General features: G+C 62.1%; 22 protein-coding genes. 5 read left to right on the top strand and 17 right to left on the bottom strand.

Translation table 11 applies throughout. The features are described 5' to 3' along the window. Positions 1-11: 11 nt before the first annotated feature. From HX821_RS08630 to HX821_RS08685, 12 genes are all read right to left on the bottom strand, one after another. A complete protein-coding gene (locus HX821_RS08630) occupies positions 12-1,115 on the bottom strand; it encodes an ABC transporter ATP-binding protein (protein ID WP_003215310.1) in 1,104 nt (367 codons plus the stop codon). A 37-nt stretch (positions 1,116-1,152) separates the two neighbouring features. Next, complete coding sequence (locus HX821_RS08635) at positions 1,153-1,983, bottom strand: carbohydrate ABC transporter permease (RefSeq protein ID WP_003215312.1); 831 nt, start codon at positions 1,981-1,983, stop codon at positions 1,153-1,155. Positions 1,984-1,993: 10 nt separating this feature from the next. Continuing rightward, the gene (locus HX821_RS08640) at positions 1,994-2,920 is read right to left on the bottom strand and encodes a carbohydrate ABC transporter permease (protein WP_003215314.1); all 927 of its coding nucleotides are present in this window, start codon (positions 2,918-2,920) and stop codon (positions 1,994-1,996) included. A gap of 178 nt (positions 2,921-3,098) precedes the next feature. Further along, the gene (locus HX821_RS08645) at positions 3,099-4,409 is read right to left on the bottom strand and encodes a sugar ABC transporter substrate-binding protein (RefSeq protein ID WP_177035609.1); all 1,311 of its coding nucleotides are present in this window, start codon (positions 4,407-4,409) and stop codon (positions 3,099-3,101) included. Positions 4,410-4,745: 336 nt separating this feature from the next. Beyond that, positions 4,746-5,651, bottom strand: coding sequence for an AraC family transcriptional regulator (locus tag HX821_RS08650; RefSeq protein WP_003215319.1), 906 nt, complete (start codon positions 5,649-5,651; stop codon positions 4,746-4,748). A gap of 71 nt (positions 5,652-5,722) precedes the next feature. Then, on the bottom strand, positions 5,723-7,006 hold the full coding sequence (locus HX821_RS08655; RefSeq protein WP_177035610.1) for a glycosyltransferase: 1,284 nt from the start codon (positions 7,004-7,006) through the stop codon (positions 5,723-5,725). Between the two features lie 71 nt (positions 7,007-7,077). Next, on the bottom strand, positions 7,078-8,160 hold the full coding sequence (locus HX821_RS08660; protein ID WP_177035611.1) for a nucleoside hydrolase: 1,083 nt from the start codon (positions 8,158-8,160) through the stop codon (positions 7,078-7,080). Between the two features lie 24 nt (positions 8,161-8,184). After that, a complete protein-coding gene (locus HX821_RS08665; protein WP_008436141.1) occupies positions 8,185-9,495 on the bottom strand; it encodes an MFS transporter in 1,311 nt (436 codons plus the stop codon). Between the two features lie 223 nt (positions 9,496-9,718). Then, the gene (locus HX821_RS08670; protein ID WP_003215327.1) at positions 9,719-10,351 is read right to left on the bottom strand and encodes an N-carbamoylsarcosine amidohydrolase; all 633 of its coding nucleotides are present in this window, start codon (positions 10,349-10,351) and stop codon (positions 9,719-9,721) included. Between the two features lie 139 nt (positions 10,352-10,490). Continuing rightward, positions 10,491-11,243 carry an Asp/Glu racemase gene (locus tag HX821_RS08675; protein ID WP_102606103.1) on the bottom strand — a complete coding sequence of 251 codons (753 nt, stop codon included), beginning with the start codon at positions 11,241-11,243 and terminating at the stop codon, positions 10,491-10,493. Positions 11,244-11,254: 11 nt separating this feature from the next. Beyond that, complete coding sequence (locus HX821_RS08680) at positions 11,255-12,064, bottom strand: alpha/beta fold hydrolase (RefSeq protein WP_177022551.1); 810 nt, start codon at positions 12,062-12,064, stop codon at positions 11,255-11,257. Then, the gene (locus HX821_RS08685; protein WP_177035612.1) at positions 12,061-13,194 is read right to left on the bottom strand and encodes an FAD-dependent monooxygenase; all 1,134 of its coding nucleotides are present in this window, start codon (positions 13,192-13,194) and stop codon (positions 12,061-12,063) included. Before HX821_RS08685 ends, HX821_RS08680 begins: the two co-directional genes overlap by 4 nt. A gap of 308 nt (positions 13,195-13,502) precedes the next feature. Between HX821_RS08685 and HX821_RS08690 the strand changes: the two genes are divergently transcribed. The 4 genes from HX821_RS08690 (at position 13,503) to HX821_RS08705 (ending at position 19,402) form a co-directional block, all read left to right on the top strand. Next, positions 13,503-14,555, top strand: a complete 1,053-nt coding sequence (locus HX821_RS08690) for a 2,5-dihydroxypyridine 5,6-dioxygenase (RefSeq protein WP_003215335.1) — start codon at positions 13,503-13,505, stop codon at positions 14,553-14,555. A gap of 189 nt (positions 14,556-14,744) precedes the next feature. Further along, complete coding sequence (locus HX821_RS08695) at positions 14,745-15,179, top strand: MarR family transcriptional regulator (RefSeq protein WP_177035613.1); 435 nt, start codon at positions 14,745-14,747, stop codon at positions 15,177-15,179. 193 nt (positions 15,180-15,372) lie between these two features. Further along, positions 15,373-15,849 carry a (2Fe-2S)-binding protein gene (locus HX821_RS08700; RefSeq protein ID WP_008436149.1) on the top strand — a complete coding sequence of 159 codons (477 nt, stop codon included), beginning with the start codon at positions 15,373-15,375 and terminating at the stop codon, positions 15,847-15,849. Positions 15,850-15,865: 16 nt separating this feature from the next. Further along, on the top strand, positions 15,866-19,402 hold the full coding sequence (locus HX821_RS08705; protein ID WP_177035614.1) for a molybdopterin cofactor-binding domain-containing protein: 3,537 nt from the start codon (positions 15,866-15,868) through the stop codon (positions 19,400-19,402). Positions 19,403-19,523: 121 nt separating this feature from the next. Here HX821_RS08705 and HX821_RS08710 read toward each other — a convergent pair whose 3' ends face one another. Continuing rightward, positions 19,524-20,180: a TetR/AcrR family transcriptional regulator gene (locus HX821_RS08710; RefSeq protein ID WP_003215344.1), complete on the bottom strand. Its 657-nt coding sequence runs from the start codon at positions 20,178-20,180 to the stop codon at positions 19,524-19,526. Positions 20,181-20,333: 153 nt separating this feature from the next. Between HX821_RS08710 and ggt the strand changes: the two genes are divergently transcribed. Continuing rightward, on the top strand, positions 20,334-22,058 hold the full coding sequence (gene ggt / locus HX821_RS08715; protein WP_003215346.1) for a gamma-glutamyltransferase: 1,725 nt from the start codon (positions 20,334-20,336) through the stop codon (positions 22,056-22,058). Here ggt and HX821_RS08720 read toward each other — a convergent pair. From HX821_RS08720 to HX821_RS08735, 4 genes are all read right to left on the bottom strand, one after another. After that, positions 22,055-23,572, bottom strand: coding sequence for an FAD-dependent oxidoreductase (locus HX821_RS08720; RefSeq protein WP_177035615.1), 1,518 nt, complete (start codon positions 23,570-23,572; stop codon positions 22,055-22,057). The two genes, ggt and HX821_RS08720, sit on opposite strands and share 4 nt — an antisense overlap. Before the next feature lie 141 nt (positions 23,573-23,713). Beyond that, on the bottom strand, positions 23,714-24,235 hold the full coding sequence (locus tag HX821_RS08725; RefSeq protein ID WP_177022621.1) for an AAA family ATPase: 522 nt from the start codon (positions 24,233-24,235) through the stop codon (positions 23,714-23,716). Then, a complete protein-coding gene (pnuC, locus tag HX821_RS08730) occupies positions 24,232-24,795 on the bottom strand; it encodes a nicotinamide riboside transporter PnuC (RefSeq protein WP_003215352.1) in 564 nt (187 codons plus the stop codon). Before pnuC ends, HX821_RS08725 begins: the two co-directional genes overlap by 4 nt. A gap of 191 nt (positions 24,796-24,986) precedes the next feature. Continuing rightward, complete coding sequence (locus tag HX821_RS08735) at positions 24,987-26,621, bottom strand: methyl-accepting chemotaxis protein (RefSeq protein ID WP_102369157.1); 1,635 nt, start codon at positions 26,619-26,621, stop codon at positions 24,987-24,989. Between the last annotated feature and the right edge of the window lie 192 nt (positions 26,622-26,813).

The raw sequence follows: 26,813 nt of genomic DNA on the forward strand, positions 1-26,813 counted from the left end.
TTCTCGCGAAATCAGGCGGCGGCGCGCAGTGGGCGGGCCACGGCAACACCCTCAGCGTCGAACAGATGGCATTGGGTCGGGTCCAGGTACAGCTGCAGGGTCTCGCCATATTGGCTGGCCATGTCGCCACGGATCCGCAGGGTCAACGGCTCCTTGCTGGCGGTAATCACGTGGCAGAAGGTGTCGCTGCCGAGGCGCTCGCCGACGTCGGCGGTGACGGTCAGGGTGGCTTGCCCCGGCGCGGCGATTTCCAGGTGCTCCGGGCGAATGCCCAGGGTCACGGCGCTGCCGACGCTCAAGGTCGCGCTGCTCAGGGGCAGGCTGATGCGGCCGCCGGCGTCCAGTTCGACTTCGCAGCTCTGTGGGTCAACGCGAGTGACCTTGCCCTTGAGGAAACCCATTTTCGGCGTGCCCAAAAAGCCTGCCACAAACAGGTTGGCCGGCTGGTGATACAGCTCCAGCGGCGAGCCCACCTGTTCCACGCGGCCGCTGTTGAGTACGACAACCTTGTCGGCCAGGGTCATGGCTTCGACCTGGTCGTGGGTCACGTAGATCATCGTGGCTTGCAGCTCTTTATGCAGGCGCGACAGCTCCAGGCGCATCTGCACCCGCAGGGCGGCATCGAGGTTGGACAGGGGTTCGTCGAACAGGAAGATCTTCGGGTTACGCACAATCGCACGGCCAATGGCGACACGCTGGCGCTGGCCGCCGGACAACTGCTTTGGCTTGCGCTCAAGCAAAGGGCCCAGCTCCAGGATACGTGCTGCTTCGTTGACCTTGCTCTCGACAATCTTCTTGTCGACGCCGGCCAGGTCCAGGGCAAACGACATGTTCTTGCGCACGCTCATGTGCGGGTACAGGGCGTAGGTCTGGAACACCATTGCCAGGTCGCGCTTGGCCGGGGTGACCTCGGTGATGTCGCGGCCATCCAGCTCGATGGTGCCTTCGGTGACTTCTTCCAGGCCGGCAATCAAGCGCAGCAGGGTGGATTTGCCGCAGCCCGACGGGCCGACGAACACCACGAACTCCTTGTCGTTCACTTCAAGGTCGATGCCCTTGATGATGGAGAAGCCTTCGAAGCCTTTTTGCAGATTCTTGATTTTCAGGTTGGCCATGATGGGCCTCCGCTTCTAAATATTTTTGAAGGAGCCGTTACTTCACGGCGCCGAAGGACAAACCGCGGACCAGCTGTTTCTGGCTGATCCAGCCAAAGATCAGGATCGGCGCACAGGCCAGGGTCGACACGGCAGATAATTTGGCCCAGAACAAGCCTTCGGGGCTGGAATAGGAGGCGATCAACGCGGTGAGCGGCGCGGCGTTGGACGAGGTCAGGTTCAACGACCAGAACGCCTCGTTCCAGCACAGGATCAGCGACAGCAGCACCGTGGAAGCCAGGCCGCCCTTGGCGATCGGCAGCAGCACCCGGACCATTTCCTGCCACAGGGTGGCGCCGTCCAGGCGGGCGGCTTCGAGGATGTCCTTGGGGATGTCCTTGAAGTAGGTGTAAACCATCCAGACCACGATCGGCAGGTTGATCAGGGTGTAGATGATGATCAGCGCAATGCGCGTATCCAGCAGGCCGAAGCTCTTGGCCAGCAGGTAGATCGGCATCAGTACGCCCACCGGCGGCAACATCTTGGTGGAGAGCATCCACAGCAGCGTGCCCTTGGTGCGCTTGGTCTCGTAGAACGCCATGGAGTAGGCGGCCGGGACCGAGATCAGCAGGCACAGGGCGGTGGCGCTGAAGGAAATCAGCACCGAGTTCCAGGCGTAGCTGAAGTAGTTGCTGCGCTCGTTGATGTGCAGGTAATTCTCCAGCGTCGGTGTGAAGATGAACTGCGGCGGCGTGGCGAACGCGTCGATTTCGGTCTTGAAGCTGGTCAGCACCATCCAGAAGATCGGGAAGAAAATCAGGATCGCGATGGCCCAGGCCAGGGTGCCGAGCAGCACGCTTTGCAGGCGGCGGGATTGTTGAAGCGTCATGGCGCGGCCCTCAAGGCTTGTCAGTCAGGTTTTTGCCGATCATCCGCACCAGGATGATCGCCGCGATATTGGCGATGACCACGGCAATCAAGCCGCCGGCCGAGGCCATGCCCACGTCGAACTGCACCAGCGCCTGGTTGTAGATCAGGTAGGCGAGGTTGGTCGAGGCGTAGCCGGGGCCACCGTTGGTGGTGGTGAAGATTTCGGCGAACACCGAGAGCAGGAAGATCGTTTCGATCATCACCACCACGGCAATCGGACGTGCCAGGTGCGGCAGGGTCAGGTGCCAGAAGATCGCGATGGCGCCGGCACCGTCGAGGCGGGCGGCTTCCTTCTGTTCCTGGTCGAGGGACTGCATGGCGGTCATCAGCAGCAGGATCGCGAAGGGCAGCCACTGCCAGGACACGATGATAATGATCGACAGCAACGGGTAATGGGCCAGCCAGTCCACCGGCTGGGCGCCGAACAGCTTCCACACGTAGGCGAGGATCCCCGACACCGGATGGAAAATCAGGTTCTTCCAGATCAGCGCACCAACGGTGGGCATGATGAAGAACGGTGAAATCAGCAACACCCGCACCAGGCCGCGACCAAAGAACTCGCTGGCTTCCAGCAGGGCGCTGATCAACACGCCAAACACCACGCTGATCAGCAACACGCTGCCCACCAGCAACAGGGTGTTGGTGGCGCCGGGCAGGAAGCCCGAGTCGGTGATGAAGTAGGTGAAGTTCTCCAGCCCCACGAATTGGTTTTCGCCGGGGTAGAGCAGGTTGTAGCGAATCAGCGAGAAGTACAGGGTCATGCCCAGCGGCACGATCATCCACAGCAGCAACAAGGCCACCGAGGGGCTGACGAGGAACCAGCCGGGGTTGATCAGGCGGCTTTTACGCGGCTTGTCCGGCGTAGCGGTTTGCACTTGGGCAGTGGTGGTATTCATGGTGATCAGGACCAGTCAGGTACATGCGGAATGCGGGTCGGAGTGCGGTCAAATGTGGGAGCTGGCTTGCCTGCGATGAGAGCGCCTCGGTGAAACTGACAGACCGAGTTGTCTGCATCGCGGGCACGCCCGGCTCCTACATAAAGCGGGTTCCCACATTCAGTGTGGTGAGACCGCTTTACTTGGGATAACCAGCCCGCTTCATTTCGCGTTCGGTGAAGGTCTGTGCATCCGCCAGGGCTTTTTCGGCGGTGGAGCCACCGGTCAGTGCGCTGGAGAAGAACTTGCCGACCTGGGTACCAATCGCCTGGAATTCAGGAATGGTCACCAGCTGGATGCCCACATACGGCACCGGCTTGGCCGACGGGTCTTTCGGGTCGGCGACTTTCAGCGATTCCAGCGTGACCTTGGCAAACGGCGCGGCCTTCATGTATTCGTCGCTGTAGGTCGATTTGCGGGTACCTGGCGGTACGTTGGCAATCCCGTCGGTCTTGGCGACCAACTGGCTGTATTCCTTGGAAGTGGCCCAGGTGGTGAACACCTTGGCGGCGTCCTTGGCTTTGGAGCTGGTTGGAATCCCCAGGGACCAGGAGTACAGCCACGAAGTCCCTTTGTCGGTCTTCTCGTGCGGTGCAAAGGTGAAGCCGACGTGATCCGCCACCTTGCTTTGGGTCTTGTCGGTGACGAACGAGCCGGCGACGCTGGCGTCGACCCAGATCGCACACTTGCCGCTGTTGAACAGCGCCAGGTTTTCGTTGAAACCGTTGCTGGAAGCGCCCGGCGGGCCGGATTTCTTCATGTTGTCGACGTAGAAGTTCAGTGCGTCTTTCCACTCTGGCCCGTTGAATTCCGGTTGCCACTTCTCATCGAACCAGCGTGCACCGTAGCCGTTGGCCAGGGTGGTGATCAGCGCCATGTTCTCGCCCCAACCAGCCTTGCCGCGCAGGCACAGGCCGTACTGTTCCTTGTCCTTGTTGGTGAGTTTGGCGGCGAATTCGCCAATCTGGGTCCAGGTCGGGTACTCGGGCATGGTCAGCCCGGCGTCCTTGAACAGGTCGGTGCGATAGTAGGTGATGGAGCTTTCGGCGTAGAACGGCAGGGCGTACAGCGAGCCCTTGACGGAAAGGCCGTCACGCACGGAAGGGAAAACGTCGTCCAGGTCGTAGGAAGCAGGCAGGTCCTTCATCGGTTCCAGCCAGCCTTTGGCGCCCCAGAGTGCAGCTTCGTACATGCCGATGGTCAACACGTCGAACTGTCCGCCCTGGGTGGCGATGTCGGTGGTGAGGCGTTGGCGCAGGACGTTTTCTTCGAGTACCACCCAGTTCAGCTTGATCTCCGGATGCTCGGTCTCGAAGGTTTTCGAGAGCTTTTGCATGCGGATCATGTCGCTGTTGTTGACGGTGGCAATGGTCAGGGTTTGCGCGCCAAGACTGACGGCGCTGAGGGTCATGCAGGTGCAGGCAAGCAGAGCTTTGGCTGTGAACTTCATCGCGCACTCCATTTCTGCGCCCAGGGGCTGCAGAAGGACAGTTATTGTTGTTGTGTCTTCCACGACAGCTGGAAGAGTGTGCGTTGATTACAGCCTTCAATTGACGTGCTGACAAATCCTTGGGAGCACTTTTACTGATACTTTTTTGCACTGAAGCGGAAAATTGCTGAAACGATTCGCTGGGAGCGATCGGCTTCCTGCGTGAGCGCGATGCAAATGTGGGAGCGGGCTTGCTCGCGAAGGCGGTGAATCAGCAGACATTTGCGCTGCCTGACACACTGCATTCGCGAGCAAGCCCGCTCCCACACAAGCGGGTTCCCACAGGAGCGCGCGTTTTCAGGCGAGGTTTTGCTCGGTCAGGCGCTGCACCGCCAGGCGCCGGTAGTGCGAGGGGGTCATGCCCTTGAGCTGCTGGAAGCGGCGGTTGAAATTGGAGATGTTGTTGAAGCCTGACTCGAAGCACACATCGGTCACGGCTTTGTCACCATCGGCCAGCAGCTCGCAGGACTTGCTGATGCGCAGGCGGTTGACGAATTCGATGAAGGTGCGGCCGGTGGCTTGTTTGAATACGCGGGAGAAATAGGTGGGTTTCATGCCGAGGTATTCGGCCACCTCTTCCAGGGACAGCTCCCGCGCGTAGTGGGCAAAAATGTAGTCCACCGCGCGGTTGGTGCGGTCGATGCTGTGTTCGTCCGCCAGTTGCGGCGTGGTCACGCCGGAGAGCAGTTGGTAGTCCTCGCAGGCACTCAGCACTTCCATCAGGATGAAGAAGTGCCCCAGGCGCGCCATGCCTTGGGCGTCCTCGATGCGCTGCATCAGGGTCATGGCCTGGGCGATGGTTTTCTTGCAGCGAAATTCGATGCCGTATTGCGCCCGTTCCAGCAGTGGCGCCAGGGTCTTGAGCTCGGCAAAGACATGGCTGCCGCCGTCGAACAGCTCGTCGGTGAAGTTCACCAGCATGTCGCGCTTGGGCACCACTTCGTCCTCGGCCACCTGGCTGATCCAGTTATGGGGCAGGTTGGGGCCGGTGAGGAACAGGCTTTCCGGGTAGAAGTTGCCGATGTAGTCGCCGATAAACACCTTGCCGGAGCTGGCAACGATCAGGTGCAGCTCGTATTCCTTGTGGAAATGCCAGCGCACCAACGGGCACGGGAAGCCGTGTTGGCGATAAATGATGGACAGACCGTTGTGATCGTCCATCAGCTCGTAGGAAGGATCGGTGATTCTCGCTGCTCGGGTCATGCTGCAGTCGCTTTATTGTGGTTGCGAAAAGGATAATGCCCCCTTGCGCGCCACCTCGCCAGCGTCTGTGTCTACAGCGTACGGTTTTTCGCCTCGATCCACTGCGCCATGTACTGGGTACTTTTGTGCAGGTGGTGGCGCAGCATGCTGCCGGTGAAATTGTTCCGACGGTGCTCGGCCAACTGGCGGCGGCACTGCTCCAGGCGCTCCACCAGGGCCGGGCCGTGGAGGTCGTGGGCGTAACGGCGGGCCAGTAACTGCCGGCCATCTTCCTGGGCCTGGGTCCAGCGTGGCGGGTCTTGATACAACGCAACCGCCGCAGCCGCCAGTGCACTGGCGCTGTGTTCGACCACGCCGGGCCACGGTTCGCCCATGGCTTCGGCGCCAATCGGTGTGGTAACGCTGGGTGTGCCGCAGAGCATCGCGTCGGCCAGCTTGCCCTTGATCCCGGCACCAAAGCGCAGTGGCGCCAGGCAGATACGCGCAGCGCTCATGACCTGCAATGCATCCTCGGCCCAATTCATCACGTGGAAGCCCTGGGCCGGGTTGTGCAGCGCGGTGGCCTTGGGTGGCGTATAGGCGCCGTACACGTGGAGTTGAGCGCCGGGCAGTTGCTGGCGGATCAGCGGCCACACACTGTTCTTCATCCACAACACCGCATCCCAGTTCGGCGCATGGCGGAAATTGCCGATGCTCAGGAAGTGGGCACGGTCCTCAAAGGGGGCAAAGGCTTCGGTGGGCGGCACCAGCATCAGCGGGCACCAGTGGAGCAGGGCAGCGGGCACCTTGAAGTGTTCGGTCAGCAACTGGATTTCCACATCGGAGATCATCAGGCTGATGTCGCAGCGGTAGATCGCAGCGATCTCGCGCTTGGCCAGGTCGGTGTCGGCCATGTCATCGAATTCGGCGGCCAGGTCCCGGCTGAACAGCGCGTCGAAGTCATCAGCTTCGGGGTGCGCCTTCAGGAAATCCTTGAGGCGCTGGTGGCGGGCGTCCCGCAGGCTTTGCAGGTCGGATGCTTCCAGCACCCGAAGAGCATTCGGGCAGGATTTTTCCACGCGCCAGCCGAACTGTTCTTCCATCATGAAACGGTCGAACAGCACGATATCCGGAGCCAATTGCTGGATAAACGCGTCGAAACTGCTGTTATTCAACTCGATCGCGCATTCGCGAATGCCCAGGGCGGGCAGGTCGGCCTTGTGTTCGCCGGTGACCGCCGGGCTGCTGAAGGTGATGTCCCAGCCTTGGGCCAGGAAACTCTCCAGAATCTGCATCATGTGCCCGCTGGCCGCCGAGGAGCGAGGCTCTGGCCAGACGTAGCCAATGACCAGGACTTTGGTGGCGGGCTGATTCATCGACAACGGATTCCTTGAAGGGCTGGGCAAAGGCGCGCAATTAAACCACAGCCCCTCAAGTTCCGGCGCACTCAGCGGAAGATGTTGACCGGCGTCGGCAGCGTCACCAACCCTACATAACCGTCCCAGAACTGCTTCTGGTCCACCGCGAAGACCACCTTGGCCTTTTGCGTGCCGACCGGCGCGCCTTTCTTGTAGCCCAGTGCCCGGCCATAGTCGGCGCCGAAGGTGGCATCCACGTCCACCCACAGCTCGCGGGATTCGGTGACGATCCCGGGGTTCACGAGAAACAGTGCCGGCAGGCTGTCCCAGGTGAAGCTGTGGTAAGCCGGGTCCTTGGCGAACAGTGGCCCGAACTCGTGCTTGTACAGGTCGGCAATCGGGCCTTTGTGTGCGATCACCCGCTCATACACCGACTTGTCGAAGGTGACTTTCTCACAGACATCGTTGGGAAAAATCACGTGTTCGATGGGCGAGCGCAACACGATCTTCGCCGCCTCCGGGTCGAACCACCAGTTGAACTCCGCCGCCGGCGTGGTGTTGCCCGGGATCTCCAGCGCGCCGCCCATGTACACGATGCGCTTGATCAGCGGCACGATGTCCGGTGCCGAGCGAATCGCCAGGGCAATGTTGGTCAGTGGGCCGACCGCCAGGATCGTTACCTCGTGGGGGTTGGCCCGTACGCTGTCGACGATGAACTGGGCGGCGGTTTCCTTGCGCAGCCTGGTGTGGGTCGCCAGGCCGTCCGGTGGCGCGACCAGTTGTGAGGCACTGGTTGGCCGCGGGTTCTTGAACGCACCCGGCCAGCCGGAACCGAACAGGGCTTTTTCCGCCTCATAGGTGGCGTAGTCATGCAGCAGCGGGTAGGCGGCGCCGGAATACACGCCGACTTCCTTCTCCACACCCATGCGTTCCACCGCCTTGAGGGCGTCGACCTGTTCCTGGTCGACCCAGGCGTTGCCGCTGACCAGGGTCATGCCCAGCAGGTCGATGCGTTTTTGCCCGTGCAGCTGGGCGAGCATGATAAAGGCCTGGCCGTCATCGTTGAGCACGTTGAAGTCGGTGTCGAAGATGACCTTTTCTGCGGCCTGCGCCGCACCGGCACACAGGCCCACGGCGACAAGCAGGGCACAGCGCTTGATGAAACCTTGCATGGAGACTCACCCGAAAAATTGTTGTTAACGGTTTACCAGCTTCGCCGGCAAGGCGATCACCAGGAAGCTGCTGAGAATCAGGCAGCCGGCAAAAAACCACAAGGCCCCCGCGCTGCTGCCGGTGACGTCAATCGCCACGCCCATCAACGAGTTGCTCACCAGGCCTGCGATGTTCGCCAGCGAGCAGGCCAGGGCAAAGCCGGTGGCCGCTGCGGTGCCTTTCAGGAAGGTCGCCGGCAGGCTGAAAAACACCGGCACCGCACCGATGATCGCCGCCGAGGCAATCGCAAACAGCGCCACGGTGGCGACCACGTTATGGGTGAAGAACGTACTGGTAGCCATCGCCGCCGCGCCGATGAAGAACGGCACGATGATGTGCCAGCGGCGTTCGCGGTGTTTGTCGGAGCTGGCGCCGATCAGCAGCATGCCCAAGAGGGCCGCCACGCTGGGCAGGGCCGTGAGGATGCCGATGTGGAAAGTGTCGGTAATCCCGGCGTTGCGGATGAATGTGGGCATCCAGAACCCCATGGCATAGGCACTGAGCAGGATCGAGAAATCGATACCGCCGAGCATCCACACCTTGAGGTTGAAGAAGCCGTCGCGGAAGCTGTGTTTGCTGGCGGCACCGTCGGCGTCGTCCTTGCGCAGTTCGCTTTCCAGCAGGTTTTTTTCTTCCGGCGACAGCCACTTGGCTTGCTGATAGGTATTGGGCAGCGCCCAGAAGGTCCACACACCGAGCAGCACGCTGGGCACTGCTTCGATCAGGAACAGCCACTGCCAGCCGCGCAGGCCGGCCATGTTGTCGAAGTGGCCCATGATCCAGCCCGACAACGGGCCGCCGATCACGCTGGACAGCGGCAGGCCGATCATGAACAGGGCGATGATCCGCCCCCGGCGATGGGTGGGAAACCAGGTGGTCAGGTAATACAGCACGCCCGGTAGAAACCCGGCTTCGGCCGCACCCAGCAGGAACCGCAGGATGTAGAACTGGGTGGTGGAGGTGACCAGCATGGTGCAGGCCGACAGCAGGCCCCAGGTGATCATGATGCGGGCGATCCAGATCTTCGCCCCGACCTTTTCCAGGATCAGGTTACTGGGGACTTCGAAGATGATATAGCCGACAAAGAACAGCCCGGCACCGAGGCCGAACGCGGTTTCGCTGAAGTGCAGTTGGTCGAGCATCTGCAGTTTGGCGAAGCCGATATTGATGCGGTCCAGGTAGGCCGCGAGGTAGCAGAAACACAGGAACGGAATCAGCTTCCAGGTGATCTTGTGGTAGAGCGTGTGGACCGGATCGGCGACCGTAGTCGCGGGCGCTGCATTCGCAATGGGCATTGGGGTGTCTCCTGGCGGTGACTTATGGTTTTTATACGGCCGCTTTTTCAGCACTTCGGAGTGCTGTGAAAGCGACTTCCAAAGGCAGTGACAGAAGACTGAGGTGGCCCTGTTGGAGGTGATCAAGTGTGGGAGCGGGCTTGCTCCCTCATTCGACTGCATTCCAGCATGGGCGCTCAGTTTTTTCCGGACCACGCTCTTTGTCGTGGTTCCTGTTGACGCGTTATTGCTCCTTGAACTTGCTCATCGCCTCCTGTTTGCTCACCACGTCGCCGTACTTGCTGTCGATATCAAACAAGTTGGCTTCATGGGGCGCCGGGTGGCGGTCGCCGACGCATTCGCGCACGACGATGGTACGAAACCCGTGTTGCACCGCATCCACTGCGGTGGCCCGGATGCAGCCGCTGGTGGAACAGCCGGCGAGCACCACGGTGTCGATGCCCTGGGCGTGCAGCATCGGGGCCAGGCTGCTGCCGAAAAACGCGCTGGCGTATTGTTTGGTGATGACCACTTCATTGGCCAGGGGCAGCACTTCGGTGCAGAAGGCGGCGAGGGGGTTGCCCTCGACCATGTCTTTCATCACCGGGGCCTTTTTTACCCAGATACCGCCGTCGGCGAAATGGCCCGGATGGTAGCGGATATTGGTGTGCACCACGCTGATCCCGTGACGTCTGGCGCAGGCCAGCAGCTCGACGCTTTCGGCCACGGCGATGCGCACTTCGGGGGCAAACAGTGGCGCGCCTTCGGTGGTATAGCCTTGCATGAAGTCGATCATCAGCAGGGCGGATTTTTTGCCGAAGCCGATTCGGTTACCCCAGACGCCCTGGTAGTTGGCGTCGGCGGATTGTTCGCTCATCTTTCAGTCCTCGGTAATGGACAGTGCACATAACCTTGTGGCGAGGGAGCTTGCTCCCGTTGGGCTGCGTAGCAGGCCTGTTTTTTTGGGGGCGCTTCGCACCCCAGCGGGAGCAAGCTCCCTCGCCACAAAAGCGTTTTTAGTAGGCGCCGGAGAGCAGGGCGCCGGCGCCGGGGACGATGGGTTCCAGGTCCAGGGCCTTGAGCATGGCGTAGGTGGTGGCGATGGCGGCGGTGAGTACCGGCAGGCCGGTCTGGGCTTCGACCTTCGCGACCACGGGCAGCGACTGCATTTGTACGCAGGCCGACAGCACGATTACGTCGACACCTTCCAGGTTCATCCCGGCAACAATCGCCGGCAGGTTGGCCGGGTCGTGGCGGGCCACTGCAAGGTTGTCGGGGATTTCCAGGGCGCGCCAGTCCACCACTTCAAAGCCTTCTTCGCGGATGTAGTTCACCACCAGTTCGGTCAGCGGTTTCATGTACGGCGCGACAATGGCGATGCGTTTGGCGCCCATGACTTTCAAGCCTTCGATCAGGGCGCCGGCGCTGGTGATCACCGGGGCGTTGGCGTCGTTGTCGGCGGTGGCCTTGCGCAGGCGTTGCTCGGACTTGCGGTGGTAACCCAGCCCCATGGCCATGATCGCTACCAGGCAGGCGTAGCCCAGCACGTCGACCTTGGCGTCGGACAGTTCGATGGCGCAACGGTCGGACTCACCGTCCATGGCCGCCAGTTCTTCCTTGCGCACTTGCTTCATGCGCATGCGGCTGGAGTGAAAGGTGAAACGTTCCGGGCGGATCGCCTGGCGCGCGTTAAGCATCGCCGGGATCTCGGTTTCCATGGTGGTGTTGGAGCTCGGCACGATCTGGCCGATGCGGTAAGGCTTGAGCATGGTGGTCTCCGTTATGCAGTCAGGGGCTGGCCGAGGAAGTCGCCGAAGGCAGCGAAAAAGCCTTCAAGGTCGTCCCAGGGGATCATGTGTCCTGCATTTGGCACATGGGCGACCTGTAGGGTCGGCTGTAACTGTCGGACTTCCGCGACATCTTCGGCCTGAATTACACCGCCGCGTCCGGCAACAATCAGCAGGGCAGGAGCCTCCAGGTGCGGCAGGTCCTGATGGAAGTCGACGGTATGGAAGTCATTGAACGCACGCACGATCGCCGGCTCGTAGCAGGTGTGCAGCCATTCGGCGCGCAGTTGCAGTTGTTCGTCGGTCCAGGTGGCGCAGAAGGCGCGCATCGCCTCCGCATCCATGCCGACCTGGGATTGACGAATCGAATCGACGTACCACGGCAGTTTGCTTGGGTATTCGCGGCGACCCGGGCCGGACATCGGCGGGTCGATCAACACCATGCGGTTGACACCTTGTGGATGGCGCACCGCACTGCGTACGGCAAACCGCGCGCCCATGGAGTGGCCGACCAGGTGATAGCTGTCGAGCTTCAGGGCGTCGGCAAACGCGCCAATGTCATCGGCGCAGGTGTCGGCGCTGTAGTCCAGTTCCGGTCCGGTGGACGACAGGCCGCGACCGCGCACGTCCAGCACGTAGGTGTCGAAGTGCAAACCCAGGCGTTCCGCGACAAAACCCCAGGTAATCGCCGGGCTGGTGATGCCGGGAATCAGGATCAGTGCCGGGCCCTTGCCGCCGTAACGCAGGTAATGCTGGCGGATACCATTGGCCTGGACGTTGCCGCCGTAGAGAAAGCTGCTCACGCCGCCACCCCCGATTTCAGTTGCTGGGCGTAGAGGTCATAGCCGTAGACCCAGTCCGGATCTTCCTGGGTGCGCAGCCAGGTGTTGGCGTTGGACACGGCCTGCACCCGGGACGCGCGTTCCTTGCGGTTGGCTTCATACAGCTCGAACGCGGTGCGGTAGTCGCCGATCCCGGTTTCCTGCAGGCAGCGCGTCAGCATCGCGGCGTCTTCGATGGCCATGCCGGCGCCCTGAGCCATATGGGGTTTCATCGGGTGGCAGGCATCGCCCAGCAATACCAGGCGACCACGGCTCCACAACGGCAGCGGGTTGCGGTTGCGCAACGGCCATTTGGTCACGCTTTCGGTGGATTCGATCAGGGCCTGGACGGTCGGGTGGTAGCCCTTGAAGGCGTCGAACATCTCCTCCCGGCTGCTGTCGACGAAGGCGCCCTGGAAGTCCCATTCCGGGTGCGGCACGCCGGTGACGTAGTAGTACTCGTCGCGCTTGCCGGTGGTGTAGTAGACCATCATGTGCCGGTCCTCGGTCCACCACTTGATGCAGTCTTCGAACTTCAGGTCGTACTTGGCCAACTGTTCGCCACGGATCAGCGCACGGTGCGCGACCCAGCCGCTGTACAGCGGTTTTTCGGCACCCAGCAGCTCTTCACGAATGCGCGAGTTGATGCCGTCGGCACCGATCACGATGTCGGCGTAGGTTACCTCGCCGTCGGCGAAAGTCAGGCGCACCTGGGTATCGGTTTCTTCAAGGGTTTCCAGGCGCTTGTTGAAGTGCAGGGTGCCGGGCTTGAGGGTGGACATCTGCAGCGCGTGCAGATCGCCGCGATGCACGGTGATGTAGGACGCGCCGTAGCCAGTCAGGGGAATGCGTGACAGGTAGTCGCCGGTTTCACCATCGCGGCTGAACCAGTGCTCGGGGTGCGACCCCATCAGGTCCAGCTGTTTTTCGATGCCCATGCGGCGGAAGATTTTCATGATGTTGGGGCCCATGTGGATCCCGGCACCCAGGCGGGAAAACTCCGGCGCCTGCTCGTAGATGTCCACGTCGAACCCTGCCTGTTGCAGCAGGGTGGCAGCGGCGGCACCGCCAAGGCCGGCGCCGACGATTGCGATTTTTTGTGTGCTTCCCATGGGGCGTGGTCCTCTTTTTCGAATAATGGCCGGCGGCGTCTGTCCGCAAGGTTTTTAAAGTGTATACGCTCATTTTTTCAAATGAAAAGCCCACGCCTGAAAAATTGTTTTTTTGGCCATATCGATCCCTTGTAACCGGTTATCTCCATATATAACTGGGCTTGTGTGGATTCGTAACGTTTTGGCGTGGTGCTTGCAGTCCAGGATGAAATCAGTTCTTATCGTGATTAATTGGCGTATACGCTATAAAAACGCACTAGAGTGAAGCGCCCTGCAAGATCTTGGTGCAGCAGCTGAGGAGACAGGAAATGCCGGTAAGTGATTGCGAACTGACCCAGATGTTTGAGCATGTGTTGAAGCTCTCGAAGGTCGACCCGACCCAGAGCGTCGCCGTGCTCAAGAGCCATTACTCCGACCCGCGCACCGTGCGCGCCGCGATGGACGCTGCGCAGCGCCTGGGGGCCAAGGTGTATGCGGTGGAGTTGCCGTCGTTCAACCATCCCCGGGCGATGGGCAATGACATGACCGCCTACTGTGGCGACACTGCCCTGACCGGCAATATCGCGGCGCAGCGGGCGCTGGAAGCGGCCGACCTGATCGTCGACACCATGATGCTGTTGCACTCGCCGGAGCAGGAACAGATCCTCAAGACCGGCACGCGCATCCTGCTGGCGGTTGAACCCCCGGAAGTGCTGGCGCGCATGCTGCCGACCGAAGAGGACAAAGTGCGCGTGCTGGCCGCTGAAGAACTGCTGAAAAAAGCCCGCTCGATCCACGTCAAATCCCGCGCCGGCAGTGATTTCCGGGCGGCGCTGGGGCAATACCCGTCCGTCACCGAATACGGCTTTGCCGACGAACCGGGGCGCTGGGACCACTGGCCGAGCGGCTTCCTGTTCTCGTGGCCCAATGAGGAAACTGCAGAGGGCGTGCTGGTGCTGGATATCGGCGACATCCTGCTGCCGTTCAAGACCTACACCCGGGAGAAAATCACCCTGGAGATCGAGAAGGGCTTCATCACCAGAATCCACGGTGGTTTCGAGGCCGAATACCTGCGCGACTACATGAAATACTTCAACGACCCCGAGGTATATGGCATCTCCCACATCGGCTGGGGCCTGCAGCCACGGGCGCAATGGACGGCCATGGGCCTGCACGACAAGAACGACGGCATGTGCATGGACGCCCGCGCGTTCTACGGCAACTTCCTGTTCTCCACCGGCCCCAACACCGAAGTCGGCGGCACCCGCAAGACCCCGTGCCACATGGACATCCCGCTGCGCAATTGCGACGTCTACCTCGATGATGAGGCCGTAGTCATCGCCGGCGACGTCGTAGCCCCCAAGGCCTCCCTGGCCCACTAAACATCCAATGTGGGAGCGGGCTTGCTCGCGAATGCGGTACGTCAGTCACACATGCGCCACCTGACACACCGCATTCGCGAGCAAGCCCGCTCCCACATTTCAACCGCGTTCCGGCAATGAGATCCTTGAGTCATTTCCACAACCCCGCCATCATGCCACCCCATCGACCACCGCCTTCCCGAGCCCGCCGTGCGTGATTCCTACGTTTTCTCCGAACAAGTCGGCCACCTGCTGCGCAAGGCCTACCAGCGTCACCTGGCGATCTTCCAGCAGAACGTCGGCGACTCCCAGCTCACCGCCGTGCAGTTCGTCACCCTGTGCGCCCTGCGCGATCACGGTGCAAGTTCGCTCACCGAACTGGTCAAGGCCACCGCCGTCGACCAGGCGACCATCCGTGGCATCGTCGAACGCCTCAAGGCCCGCGAACTGATCACCCTCGAACCCGACCCGCAGGACAAACGCAAAGTCGTGGTCAACCTATCCGACTCCGGCGCCGCCCTGGTGCAGCAAACCGTGCCCTGCGCCGCCACCATCACCGAACTGACCCTGAGCAACCTAAACCCCGCCGAACGCGTCGCCGTACTCTTCCTGCTCCGCAAAATGATCGAAGACCCCCAAACCTGACCCCGATCCCCTGTGGTAAGGGAGCAAGCTCCCTCGCCACAGGTATTCATCCATCTTCTGGCACCGTTTTTGCTCTACGTTGATGTAGTAACCACTTCACCCGTCAAGTGTGTCGCGAGACCCCAGGTACGCGACGCTTTTTTTTGACTGTTTGATGTAGTGGACACTTCACCAAATCCAACGGGCGAAGCGAATGACCAGCCAGAACATCACGGTAACGCTTGAGGTCAACGGCCACACCAGCGAGGTCAGCGCAATGGCCGACACCCCGCTGTTGTTGATCCTGCGCAATGACCTGCAACTCAACGGCCCCAAATACGGCTGCGGCCTGGGGGAGTGCGGCGCCTGCACGGTGATCATCGACGGCGTGGCTGCACGCTCCTGCGTCTTCCCCCTGTCGGGTGCCGTGGGCCGCAACATCGTCACCCTCGAAGGCCTCGGCACCCGCCAGACCCCGCACCCGGTGCAGCAGGCCTTCATCGATGAACAGGCCGCCCAGTGCGGCTACTGCCTCAACGGCATGATCATGACCGCCAAGGCCTTGCTCGACCGCAATCCCAACCCCAGCGAAGCCGAGGTGCGCAGCGAACTGTCTGGCAACCTCTGCCGCTGTGGCACCCATATCGAAATCCTCCGCGCGGTGCTGCGTGCCGCCCGCCAAACGCCTTGAACGTGGATCGATGACCATGACTGACGCAATCCCTTCCCGCGACCAATGGCTGGCCAAGGCCGGCGTCCTGCTGATCGTCGACGATGTGCTGCCACCTTCGGGGCCGGTGGCCAAAGGCGGCACACCGACGGTCAAGCCCAAGGAGCTGGGGCTGTTTATCGCAGTGAACGATGATGGGCTGGTGTACGCCTTCAACGGGCACGTGGACCTGGGCACCGGCATTCGCACCTCCCTGGCGCAGATCGTCGCTGAAGAACTGGACCTGACCATGGACCAGGTGCGCATGGTGCTGGGCGACACCGAGCGTGCGCCGAACCAGGGCGCGACCATTGCCAGCGCAACCTTGCAGATCTCCGCGATTCCGCTGCGCAATGCCGCCGCCGAAGCCCGGCGTTTCCTGCTGGCGCGGGCGGCGCAACGCTGGTCCGTAAATGCTCAAAGTCTCAAGGTCGACGCAGGCGTTATCCGCGGCGAAGACGGGCGCACCATCACTTATGGTGAACTGGTGACGGGCGAGCATGACCAACTGCGCATCAGCGGCGATGCACCGCTCAAGGCCACCGCCGATTACCGCCTGGTGGGCAAGGGCGCAGCCCGGGTGGATATCCCGGGCAAGGCCACCGGCGAACTGACGTACGTGCACGACATGCGCGTGCCGGACATGCTCCACGGTCGGGTGATCCGCCCACCGTATGCGGGCCTGGATTGCGGTGACTTTGTCGGCAACAGCCTGCTGAAGGTCGACGAGTCTTCCATCGCCCATATCCCGGGCATTGTTGCGGTGGTGGTGATCCGTGATTTTGTCGGCGTGGTGGCCTTGCGCGAAGAGCAGGCAATCAAGGCCGCCCGGGAACTGCAGGTGCACTGGAAACCCTGGAACCACCCACTGCCGGACATGAGCGATGTGGAGCAGGCAATCCGCGACAACCCGCGGGTACGCCGCACCGTGCTCGACCAGGGCAACGTCGACGCAGCCCTGGCCGCCGCCAGCCAGCGCATGCCGCGCACCTACCTGTGGCCATACCAGATGCACGGCTCCATCGGCCCGTCCTGTGGCGTGGCGGATTATCAGCCCGGTGGCAGCCGCGTCTGGTCGGGCAGCCAGAACCCGCACCTGCTGCGGGCCGACCTGGCCTGGTTGCTGGAATGCCCGGAAGCGTCCATCGACGTGATTCGCATGGAGGCCGCCGGCTGCTACGGCCGCAACTGCGCCGATGATGTATGCGCCGACGCCTTGCTGCTGTCGCGTGCGGTGGGCAAGCCGGTGCGGGTGCAACTGACCCGCGAACAGGAGCACCTGTGGGAGCCCAAGGGCACCGCGCAATTGATGGATGTCGACGGCGGCCTGAACGCCGACGGCAGCATCGCCGCCTATGACTTTGAAACCAGCTACCCGTCCAACGGCGCGCCCACCCTGGCGCTGCTGTTGACCGGCCGGGTCGAGCCGGTGGCGGCGATGTTCGAGATGGGCGACCGCACCTCGATCCCGCCCTACGACATCGCGAACATGCGCGTCACCATCAACGACATGGCGCCGATCGTTCGCGCCTCGTGGATGCGCGGTGTGTCGGCGTTGCCCAACACCTTCGCCCATGAATCCTATATCGACGAACTGGCGTTTGCCGCCGGGGTCGACCCGGTGGAGTACCGCCTGCGTTACCTGAAGGACGAGCGCGCCATCGACCTGGTGAAATCCACCGCCGAACGCGCCAACTGGGCACCGCGTACCGCGCCGATGCAAACCGCGAATGAGGACCACCTGCTGCGTGGTCGGGGCTTTGCCTACGCGCGCTACATCCACAGCAAGTTTCCCGGCTTCGGCGCGGCGTGGGCGGCGTGGGTCGCGGACGTGGCCATCGACAAGCAGACCGGCGATGTCTCGGTGACGCGCGTGGTGATCGGGCATGACTCGGGGATGATGATCAACCCCGCAGGGGTGCAGCATCAGATCCACGGCAATGTGATCCAGTCCACCAGCCGTGTGCTCAAGGAACGCGTGACCTTTGAAGAGTCGACCGTGGCGAGCAAGGAGTGGGGCGGTTATCCGATCCTGACCTTCCCGGAAGTGCCGCAGATCGACGTACTGATGATGCCGCGCCAGGACCAGCCCCCGATGGGCGCCGGTGAGTCGGCCTCGGTGCCCAGCGCGGCGGCGATTGCCAACGCGATCTATGACGCCACCGGCATCCGTTTTCGCGAGCTGCCGATTACTCCCGAGCGGGTATTGGCGGCGCTGAATGCAGGCACCCTGGGCGAGCCGGCGAAGTCCCCGGAAAAGCGCCGCAAATGGTTGTTCGGCTCATTGTTCGCCGCCTTTGGCGCGGTGCTGGGCATGGCTGCTACCGCGTGGCCGTTTCACAGCGAAATTGCCCCGATTGCACCGCCCAGTGCAGGCACCTGGTCAAAGGCGACCCTGGAGCGCGGGCGCTTGCTGGCTGCCGTGGGGGATTGCGCGGTGTGCCACACGGCACCGGGTGGCGCCACCAATGCCGGCGGGCTGGCCATGCACACGCCGTTCGGCACCCTTTACAGCAGCAACATCACCCCGGATGAGAAAACCGGGATTGGCAACTGGTCCTACCCGGCGTTCGAGCGGGCGATGCGCGACGGCATTGGCCGCGACGGGCGCAACCTGTACCCGGCGTTTCCCTATACGGCGTTTCGCAATATCAACGATGCCGACATGCAGGCGCTGTATGCCTACCTGATGTCCCAGTCACCGGTGAGCCAGGCACCGGTGCCGAATGCGATGAAGTTTCCGTTCAATATCCGGCCGTTGATGGCCGGCTGGAATGCGCTGTTCCTGCGCCGTGGGGAAATCAGCGTGCAGCCACAGCGCAGCGAGCAATGGAATCGTGGCGCTTACCTGGTCAACGGTTTGGGGCACTGCGCGGCGTGCCATTCGCCGCGCAACCTGATGGGGGCGGAGAAGGGCGGCAAGGCGTTCCTCGCGGGCGGCAGGGTGGACGGTTGGGAAGCGCCGGCCTTGAATGGCTTGTCCAAGGCGCCGACGCCGTGGACCGAAGACCAATTGTTCAGCTACCTGAGCACTGGTTATTCCGATGCCCATGGCGTGGCAACGGGGCCGATGGGACCGGTCGTGACTGAACTGGCGAAACTGCCCAAGACCGACATCCGCGCGATGGCGGTGTACCTGGCTTCGCTGAACGACAGCGGCGCCGCCGAAGCGCAGGTGGTGGCAGCTGCGACGGTGCCCAATGCGAATGGGCGACGGGTATTCGAAGGTTCATGCAAGGCCTGCCATGCCGACGGACAGGGCCCGAAGCTGTTCGGCGTCAGCCCGTCACTGGCGACCAATACCAATGTGCACAGCGATCAACCGGACAACCTGATCAAGGTGATTTTGCAAGGGATCAGCACTCCGGCGACCAGGGATCTGGGTTACATGCCGGCGTTCAAGGACAGCCTGTCGAACACCCAAGTGGCGGAGTTGGCCGCCTACCTGCGCGGGCGCTTCGCACCCCATGCACCGCAGTGGGAAGGCCTGGAGCAAACCGTGGCACACCTGCGAGCCAATCCCGGTACCCATTGATTCACACGGTCAAAAAATGTGGGAGCGGGCTTGCTCGCGAAAGCGGTTCGTCAGTCGCCAAATATATTGACTGATACACCGCATTCGCGAGCAAGCCCGCTCCCACATTTAGATCCAGGTTCTACCGTTGGATGGGCGGTGTCACGCATACCCCGCGCAACACCAGATCACTGATAAACCCCAGCCAATCCCGCTGCTGGGTCTTATCCGCCAAATCCTCCCCCAAAAACGAACTCAGCGTGTGCTGGTTGGAGTTATAGAAGTAGCACAACGAAGCAATCATCAAGTACACATGCTTGATGTCCACATCTTCACGAAACAGCCCCTGGGCCTGGCCCGCCTCAATGATCGGTCGCAACACCCCAACCGCCTCCCCGGACAACCGCCGCAGTTCACCCGACTGCTTCGCATGCTTGCCCTGGTGCAGGTTCTCGATGCTCAGGATCGCCACAAACTCGGGATGCTTGACGTAGTAATTCCAGATAAACCCCACCAGCGCCTGCAACGCTTGCACCGGTGCAGTCAGGTCGAGCTTGAGCTTGCTTTCGGCCTTGTTGAACTGTTCATAGGTGTGCTCCAGCACACACACAAACAGGTGCTCCTTGCTGCCGAAGTAGTAATACAACATGCGGTCGTTGGAGTCGGCCTCGCGGGAAATGCTTTCCACGCGCCCGCCGGAATAGCCGTCGCGGGTGAAGACCTTGACCGCCGCCTGGAGAATCCGCGCGCGGGTCTGGTCGGCTTGCTGGGCGCGGATACCGGTCTTCTTGATCACCATCGAAAAGCCTCTGCTGCGCGGCGTAAAGGCCCGGAATATAGCATGGGCATTATTCCGTTACCGACAGGCTCTGTCACAAACGCGGCATAACGCTGGGGCTTGGATCGGAAACGTATTACTTTCTAGTTCTTCTAATAAACAGAGTATGCAGGGATGAAATACCAACCGTTTACCCGAACTTTGATTGCCACCGCGCTGGTGCTGACTGTCAGCGGCGTGCAGGCGGCCTCCCAGGCCCCGGTGGCTGGCGAAAATGGCATGGTGGTCACCGCCCAGCATCTGGCGACCCATGTGGGCGTGGATGTGCTCAAGGCCGGCGGCAACGCCGTGGATGCGGCGGTGGCGGTGGGCTACGCCCTGGCCGTGGTGTACCCGGCAGCCGGCAACCTCGGCGGCGGTGGGTTCATGACCGTGCAACTGGCCGACGGCCGCAAGACCTTCCTCGATTTCCGCGAAAAAGCCCCGCTGGCCGCGACTGCCGACATGTACCTGGACAAGGACGGCAACGTGGTCCCGGACCTCAGCTCCAAGGGCCACCTGGCGGTCGGCGTTCCCGGCACTGTGTCGGGCATGGAACTGGCGCTGAGCAAATACGGCACCCTCAAGCGCGCCCAGGTCATCGCCCCGGCGATCAAGCTGGCCGAAGACGGTTTTGCCCTGGAGCAGGGCGATGTCGACCTGCTGCACACCGCCACCGACGAATTCAAGAAAGACAAAGACCTGCGCGGCATCTTCCTGCACGGCGGCGAGCCGATGCTGGTGGGCCAGAAGCTGGTGCAGAAAGACCTGGCGAAAACCCTGCGGGAAATCTCCGCCAAGGGCACCGATGGCTTTTACAAAGGCTGGGTAGCCAAGGCGATTGTGGATTCCAGCCAATCGGGCAAAGGCATCATCACCCAGGCCGACCTGGACAAATACAAGACCCGCGAACTGGCGCCCATCGAGTGTGACTACCGTGGCTACCACGTGGTGTCCGCGCCACCACCGAGCTCGGGCGGGGTGGTCATCTGCGAAATCATGAACATCCTCGAAGGCTACCCGATGGCCGACCTCGGCTATCACTCGGCCCAGGGCCTGCACTACCAGATCGAAGCCATGCGCCACGCATACGTCGACCGCAACAGCTACCTCGGCGACCCGGACTTCGTGCAGAACCCGGTCGAGCACCTGCTGGACAAGGATTACGCCGCCAAACTGCGCGCTGCCATCGACCCGCAGAAAGCCGGGATCTCCCAGGACATCAAGCCGGGCGTTTCGCCCCACGAAGGCAATAACACCACCCACTACTCCATCGTCGACAAGTGGGGCAACGCGGTCTCGGTGACCTACACCCTCAACGATTGGTTCGGCGCGGGCGTGATGGCGAGCAAGACCGGGGTGATCCTCAACGACGAAATGGACGACTTCACCTCCAAGATCGGCGTGCCGAACATGTACGGCCTGGTGCAGGGCGAAGCCAACGCCATTGCTCCGGGCAAGACGCCGCTGTCGTCCATGAGCCCGACCATCGTCACCAAGGATGGCAAGGCGGTGATGGTGGTGGGTACGCCGGGTGGCAGCCGTATCATCACGGCCACCTTGCTGACCATCCTCAACGTGATCGACTACAAGATGAACATCCAGGAAGCCGTGGACGCCCCGCGTTTCCACCAGCAATGGCTGCCTGAGGCGACCAATATCGAACGCTTTGCCCTGAGCCCCGACACCCAGAAAATCCTCGAAGGCTGGGGCCACAAGTTTGCCGGCCCGCAGGACGCCAACCACCTGGCGGCGATCCTGGTAGGCGCGCCGTCCCTGGACGGCAAGCCGGTCGGCAATAACCGTTTCTATGGGGCCAACGACCCTCGGCGCAATACCGGGTTGTCGCTGGGCTACTAAAGCCCGCGGATCAGCTCCAGCACCTCGGCCTTCTTCAGCGGGTGCTTCAGGCGTTGCGAGAGCAGCGCCATGGCCCGCTGATGTTCACAGGCAACCACCGCTTCCACTTCATCGCCCTGGCAGAGCAGGGCGATGAAGTCGTGGCGCTGCAGGTCGCCTTCCACGTGGAGCTGATTCCAGTGGCGGGGGTGGCCCAGCAGTTCAAAGGTCTTGCCGAAGTGATACGTCCAGAAGAACGGCACATCGGCAAACACCTGTTGTGCGCCCAGCATATTGCGCGCCGCCAGCACCCCGAGTTGCTGCGCCACACGCCAGTGTTCGATGCGCACGGGTTGGCCGTTCCATGGAAAGGTCACCATATCGCCCGCCGCCCATAGTCCGGGCGCGACAGACAAACCGGCATCGGCTTTGAGCGACTGGTCCTCGGCTTTTTCCAGCCCCTCGACAAACCCCGTGGCAGGCGTGACGCCGACGCCTATCAGTACCAGGTCTGCGGCCAATCTGTGGCCGTTTTTCAGCACCACCGTCGTCACGTCCATGTGGCCTTCCAGGCGTGCAGGCTCGCTGGCGGTGTGGAATATCACGCCGTTGGCTTCATGCAATTGGCGCAGTGAGGCACCGATGCGCTTGCCCAGTTGGGCCGCCAGCGGAATCTCGTGACGGCCCACCACCTGCACCGTCAACCCGCGCTTGCGTAAGGCGGACGCGGCTTCCAGGCCGATAAAACTGTCGCCGATGATCACTGCACATGTGCCCGGTTGAGCCGCCTTGACGATACGCGCCGCATCGTCCCGGGAGCGCAGCACGAACACGTTGTTGAGTACGGTGCCTGGAACATCCAGCGGCCTGGCTTCGCCGCCGGTGGCCAGCAGTGCGGCGTCGTAGTCGAAGTGGCGACCATCCGCAAGCTCGAGGCGCTTGGCTTGAGGGTCGAGGTGGCGCACTTCGCCGTGGATCCGCGACGCGTGGCAGGTGGCCTCGTCCAGCAAGGGCGGTGTTTCCTGCGGCGGCATCTCGCCGCAGATGACGAATTTGCTCAGGGCGGTGCGGTCGTAGGCGGGGTCCTGTTCCTGGTCGATCCACAACAACCGGCCGCTGAAACCCTTGCGGCGCAGCGTGGCCACGGCCGCCGAACCGGCTGCACCGGCGCCAATCACGATAAAGCAGCGCGAATCGTTGGTGTGCGGGGCAACGGGCGAGGGCAGTGCCTCGTCGCCCACACTGACCACGCCGTCGTGAATCTCCACCGGGTACTGCTTGAGCTGCACCAGCGCGGGCGGCTCGCAGACCTGGCCGTCATCCACCCGGAAGGCCGCCTTGTGCCACGGGCAAATGATCCTCCCGTCACAGACCACGCCTTGCTCCAGGGGCGCCCCGGCGTGGGGGCAATCCGCCTGATAGGCACGAACCTCGCTACCCGAACGCACCAGCAGGATGTGATGGGCGGCGGTTTCAACACGAACGCCACGGTCTTCGGGCAAGTTGATCAAGCGGGCAACGATGCGCATGTTCATAGGCCAATCTCCTTTTAAGGATTGACCTGTGCCCCTGGTAGAGGACTGCGTTGACCCGATAACCGGTCTTCAGCCCTGCGCGCCAGAGCGTTGAAAGTGGGCCATGCCTAACGAGCGGTGCATGAAAACCGTCCCCGCCGGTCAATCCAGCAGTTGTTCCACAGCTGAAAAGGCCTGGTCCTGGCGTGCTTGCCAATCCCCACGGATGACCCGTAGCGGTAGATGATGTTGCTCCAGCCAGTCACGACTGGCCTGGAAAAACGCCAGGCGATCGGCAAACTCAGGCTGGCAGCGCTGGCCATCGGCGGTCCACTCCACGTCTTCCGGAGACAGCAGCAGGTGCAGGTCGTAGTGGCGGGCAAGCAGTTCGCTGTCGAGCCACGCCGGGTAGTCGCCAAACAGGGTCTGGCTCCACAGCTTGTTGGTCAGCAGGTTGGTGTCGAGGATCAGCAATGCCGGCTGCGCGGCGCGGGCGGCATCTTCCCAGGCCAACTGGCCCCGGGCGATCTCCGGGATATCCGCCAGGGTGGTATCGCGCTGGTGGTGGTCGATGAAATGACGCACGTATTCGCCCACCATCACCCCGCCAAAATGTGCCTGCAACTGAGCGGCCAGCCAGCTTTTACCGCTGGATTCCGGGCCGGCCAGTACCACCACCTTCATGCGTGCAGCGCCGGGTCGGCGCGCCATTCACGCCAGCCCTGCACGGCGATCACGGTGAACAAGGCGTAGAGCGCGGCGGTGAGGTACAGGCCTTTGTAGAGGAACAGCCCGACGAAGATCACATCCACGGTGATCCACAACGGCCAGCACTGCACGCGTTTTTGCGCCATCCACATCTGCGCCACCAGGCTGAAGCCGGTCAGGGCCGCGTCCAGCCAGGGTTGGGCGGCGTCGGTCCAGTGGGCCATGGCTGCGCCCAGCAACAGGCTGCCCACAGCACCCACAGCCAGGCCTTGCAGGATCGGTTGCAGGCCCAGGCTGGTGACTTGCCGGCCTTGCTTGACCTCACCGGCGCGGGTCCACTGCCACCAGCCGTAGAGTTGCAGGGCGGCGTAGATCACTTGCAGGAGCATGTCGGAGTAGAGCTTCACATCGAAGAAGATCCAGGTGTACAGCAGCACCATCACCAGGCCGATGGGCCAGCACCACGGGTTCTGTTTAACCGTCAACCAGACAGCGATCACCCCCAGGGCGGCGGCAAACAGTTCAAGCCCGGACATGGCGGTTCCTTGGGGGAGTCGAAGAGGGCGCTGATTGTAACCAATGTGGGAGCGGCGGTGCGACGATAGATCGTTCCCACGCTCTGCGTGGGAATGCAGTTCCGGACGCTCCGCGTCCCGGCTCTGCGCAACGGTGACGCAGAGCGTCACAGGGTGCGTTCCCACGCAGAGCGTGGGAACGATCATCGGCGTCAGACCTTGAATTGGCGCAGAAGGCTGTCGAGTTGTTCGCTCAGGCCTTTCAAGTGCGCACTCGCGACGCTTGACTGCTGCGCCGCCAGTGCCGTGCTGTGGGACAAGCCGGCTGCCTGGGTGACATTCTGGTTGATGTCTTCCACCACATGCGCCTGCTGCAACGTGGCACTGGCAATCGAGGCGTTCAGCCCGTTGAGATTACGCAGCGCCTGGCCGATGGCAGTCAGGCTCGCGCCCGCCTGGCCTGCTTGTTCGATGGTCAGTTGCGAGGCCTGGTGGCTGTCACTGATGACCTTGACCGCTGCCTCCGAATGGCCTTGCAGGCGCTCGATCATCGCCTGGATCTCTGCCGTGGATTTTTGCGTGCGCTGGGCCAGCAGCCGTACTTCGTCGGCCACCACCGCAAAACCACGGCCTTGCTCCCCGGCGCGGGCCGCTTCGATGGCGGCGTTGAGGGCCAGCAAGTTGGTCTGGTCGGCAATCGACCGGATCACTTCCAGCACGCCGCCAATCTGCGTGCTTTCAGTCGACAGCGTCCGGATCACCTCCACGGCCTGGCTGATGGTGCCGGAGAGCTGGTCGATCCGTTGCAGGCTGCCATCGATATTGAGCTGGCCCTGTTCGGCCTGCACCTGGGCATCGCGCATTTCGCTGGCGGCATGCTCGGCATTTTTGGCCACGTCCTGTACGCCATAGGTGACTTCATTGATCGCCGTCGCCACCAGTTCCATCTGCTGCGATTGCTGCTGGCTGCGGTCATGGGCATCGCTGGCGTTGCTGCCCAGCTCGGTGGACGACTGGCCCAAGGCGTTGGCGCAGGTCTGCAACTGGCCCACTACCTGCCGCAGCTTGGCGGTAAAGCTGTTGAAGTGCCGCGACAATTGAGTGACTTCATCCTGGCCATGGGTGTCGAGGGTGCGGGTCAGGTCGCTTTCGCCACTGGCGATATTGGCCATCGCATTCACTGCCTGCTGCAACGGGCGCACGATGCTGCGGGCTATCAGCACTACCAGCAGGGCCATGATCAGCGCGATCACCAGACCAACCACCGAGGCTTTCCACACCTGGCCGCGGAACTCGCCTTGCACGTCATCGACATACACTCCAGAGCCGATGATCCAGCCCCAGGGTTCGAACAGCTGGATATAGGAGGTCTTGGCCACCGGTGCATCGGCGCCGGGCTTGGGCCAGCGGTAGTTCACCATCCCCGCGCCCTTGGCCTTGGCCAGGATCACGAACTCGTTGAACACCGCAAAGCCGTCCGGATCGCGGATGGCCGACAGGTTCTGGCCGTCGAGCTTGGGGTTGGCCGCGTGCATGATCATCACGGGCGTGAGGTCGTTGATCCAGAAGTAGTCGTCCTTTCCGTAGCGCAAGCCACGTACCGCGCTCAAGGCTTGCTTCTGCGCCGCTTCACGGGTCAGGACGCCGCTGGTTTCGAGGCTGTGATAATAAGTCAGGATCCCGCTGGCGGTTTGCACCACGCGCTGGGTCTGCTCACTCTTGGCCTGGTACAGGTCGTCATGAATCTGCTTGAGCATAAGCAGGCCGAGGGTTAGCAGCATGAGCACGGCGACGATCAGGATCAGCCAGAGGCGCCGGCTGATAGACATATTGCGCAAACTGTTCATGGTCCTGTCACTCCGTGTTCTTATAATTTTGGGTGCTGCATCGACATTTCCGGCTTGTCTGATAGGCTTTCGGCCCAGAATCAAAAAACCTGAGTCCTGCCTGATTTTTCACGGAATTTTCGCAGTTCGGCCTTGATTATTTGCGCTGTGCTTGCAGCGCACTCTTCGTTAGTGAACGTCTAAAAAATATCA

It is taken from the genome of Pseudomonas sp. B6001 (genome assembly GCF_013386015.1).
In the GTDB taxonomy this organism is placed as follows: domain Bacteria; phylum Pseudomonadota; class Gammaproteobacteria; order Pseudomonadales; family Pseudomonadaceae; genus Aquipseudomonas.

Excerpts from the sequence above, each read along its gene's own strand:
- HX821_RS08630 (WP_003215310.1), bottom strand. The coding sequence starts at position 1,115 with ATGGCCAACCTGAAAATCAAGAATCTGCAAAAAGGCTTCGAAGGCTTC.
- HX821_RS08635 (WP_003215312.1), bottom strand. The coding sequence starts at position 1,983 with ATGACGCTTCAACAATCCCGCCGCCTGCAAAGCGTGCTGCTCGGCACC.
- HX821_RS08640 (WP_003215314.1), bottom strand. The coding sequence starts at position 2,920 with ATGAATACCACCACTGCCCAAGTGCAAACCGCTACGCCGGACAAGCCG.
- HX821_RS08645 (WP_177035609.1), bottom strand. The coding sequence starts at position 4,409 with ATGAAGTTCACAGCCAAAGCTCTGCTTGCCTGCACCTGCATGACCCTC.
- HX821_RS08650 (WP_003215319.1), bottom strand. The coding sequence starts at position 5,651 with ATGACCCGAGCAGCGAGAATCACCGATCCTTCCTACGAGCTGATGGAC.
- HX821_RS08655 (WP_177035610.1), bottom strand. The coding sequence starts at position 7,006 with ATGAATCAGCCCGCCACCAAAGTCCTGGTCATTGGCTACGTCTGGCCA.
- HX821_RS08660 (WP_177035611.1), bottom strand. The coding sequence starts at position 8,160 with ATGCAAGGTTTCATCAAGCGCTGTGCCCTGCTTGTCGCCGTGGGCCTG.
- HX821_RS08665 (WP_008436141.1), bottom strand. The coding sequence starts at position 9,495 with ATGCCCATTGCGAATGCAGCGCCCGCGACTACGGTCGCCGATCCGGTC.
- HX821_RS08670 (WP_003215327.1), bottom strand. The coding sequence starts at position 10,351 with ATGAGCGAACAATCCGCCGACGCCAACTACCAGGGCGTCTGGGGTAAC.
- HX821_RS08675 (WP_102606103.1), bottom strand. The coding sequence starts at position 11,243 with ATGCTCAAGCCTTACCGCATCGGCCAGATCGTGCCGAGCTCCAACACC.
- HX821_RS08685 (WP_177035612.1), bottom strand. The coding sequence starts at position 13,194 with ATGGGAAGCACACAAAAAATCGCAATCGTCGGCGCCGGCCTTGGCGGT.
- HX821_RS08690 (WP_003215335.1), top strand. The coding sequence starts at position 13,503 with ATGCCGGTAAGTGATTGCGAACTGACCCAGATGTTTGAGCATGTGTTG.
- HX821_RS08700 (WP_008436149.1), top strand. The coding sequence starts at position 15,373 with ATGACCAGCCAGAACATCACGGTAACGCTTGAGGTCAACGGCCACACC.
- HX821_RS08705 (WP_177035614.1), top strand. The coding sequence starts at position 15,866 with ATGACTGACGCAATCCCTTCCCGCGACCAATGGCTGGCCAAGGCCGGC.
- HX821_RS08710 (WP_003215344.1), bottom strand. The coding sequence starts at position 20,180 with ATGGTGATCAAGAAGACCGGTATCCGCGCCCAGCAAGCCGACCAGACC.
- ggt (WP_003215346.1), top strand. The coding sequence starts at position 20,334 with ATGAAATACCAACCGTTTACCCGAACTTTGATTGCCACCGCGCTGGTG.
- HX821_RS08720 (WP_177035615.1), bottom strand. The coding sequence starts at position 23,572 with ATGAACATGCGCATCGTTGCCCGCTTGATCAACTTGCCCGAAGACCGT.
- HX821_RS08725 (WP_177022621.1), bottom strand. The coding sequence starts at position 24,235 with ATGAAGGTGGTGGTACTGGCCGGCCCGGAATCCAGCGGTAAAAGCTGG.
- pnuC (WP_003215352.1), bottom strand. The coding sequence starts at position 24,795 with ATGTCCGGGCTTGAACTGTTTGCCGCCGCCCTGGGGGTGATCGCTGTC.
- HX821_RS08735 (WP_102369157.1), bottom strand. The coding sequence starts at position 26,621 with ATGAACAGTTTGCGCAATATGTCTATCAGCCGGCGCCTCTGGCTGATC.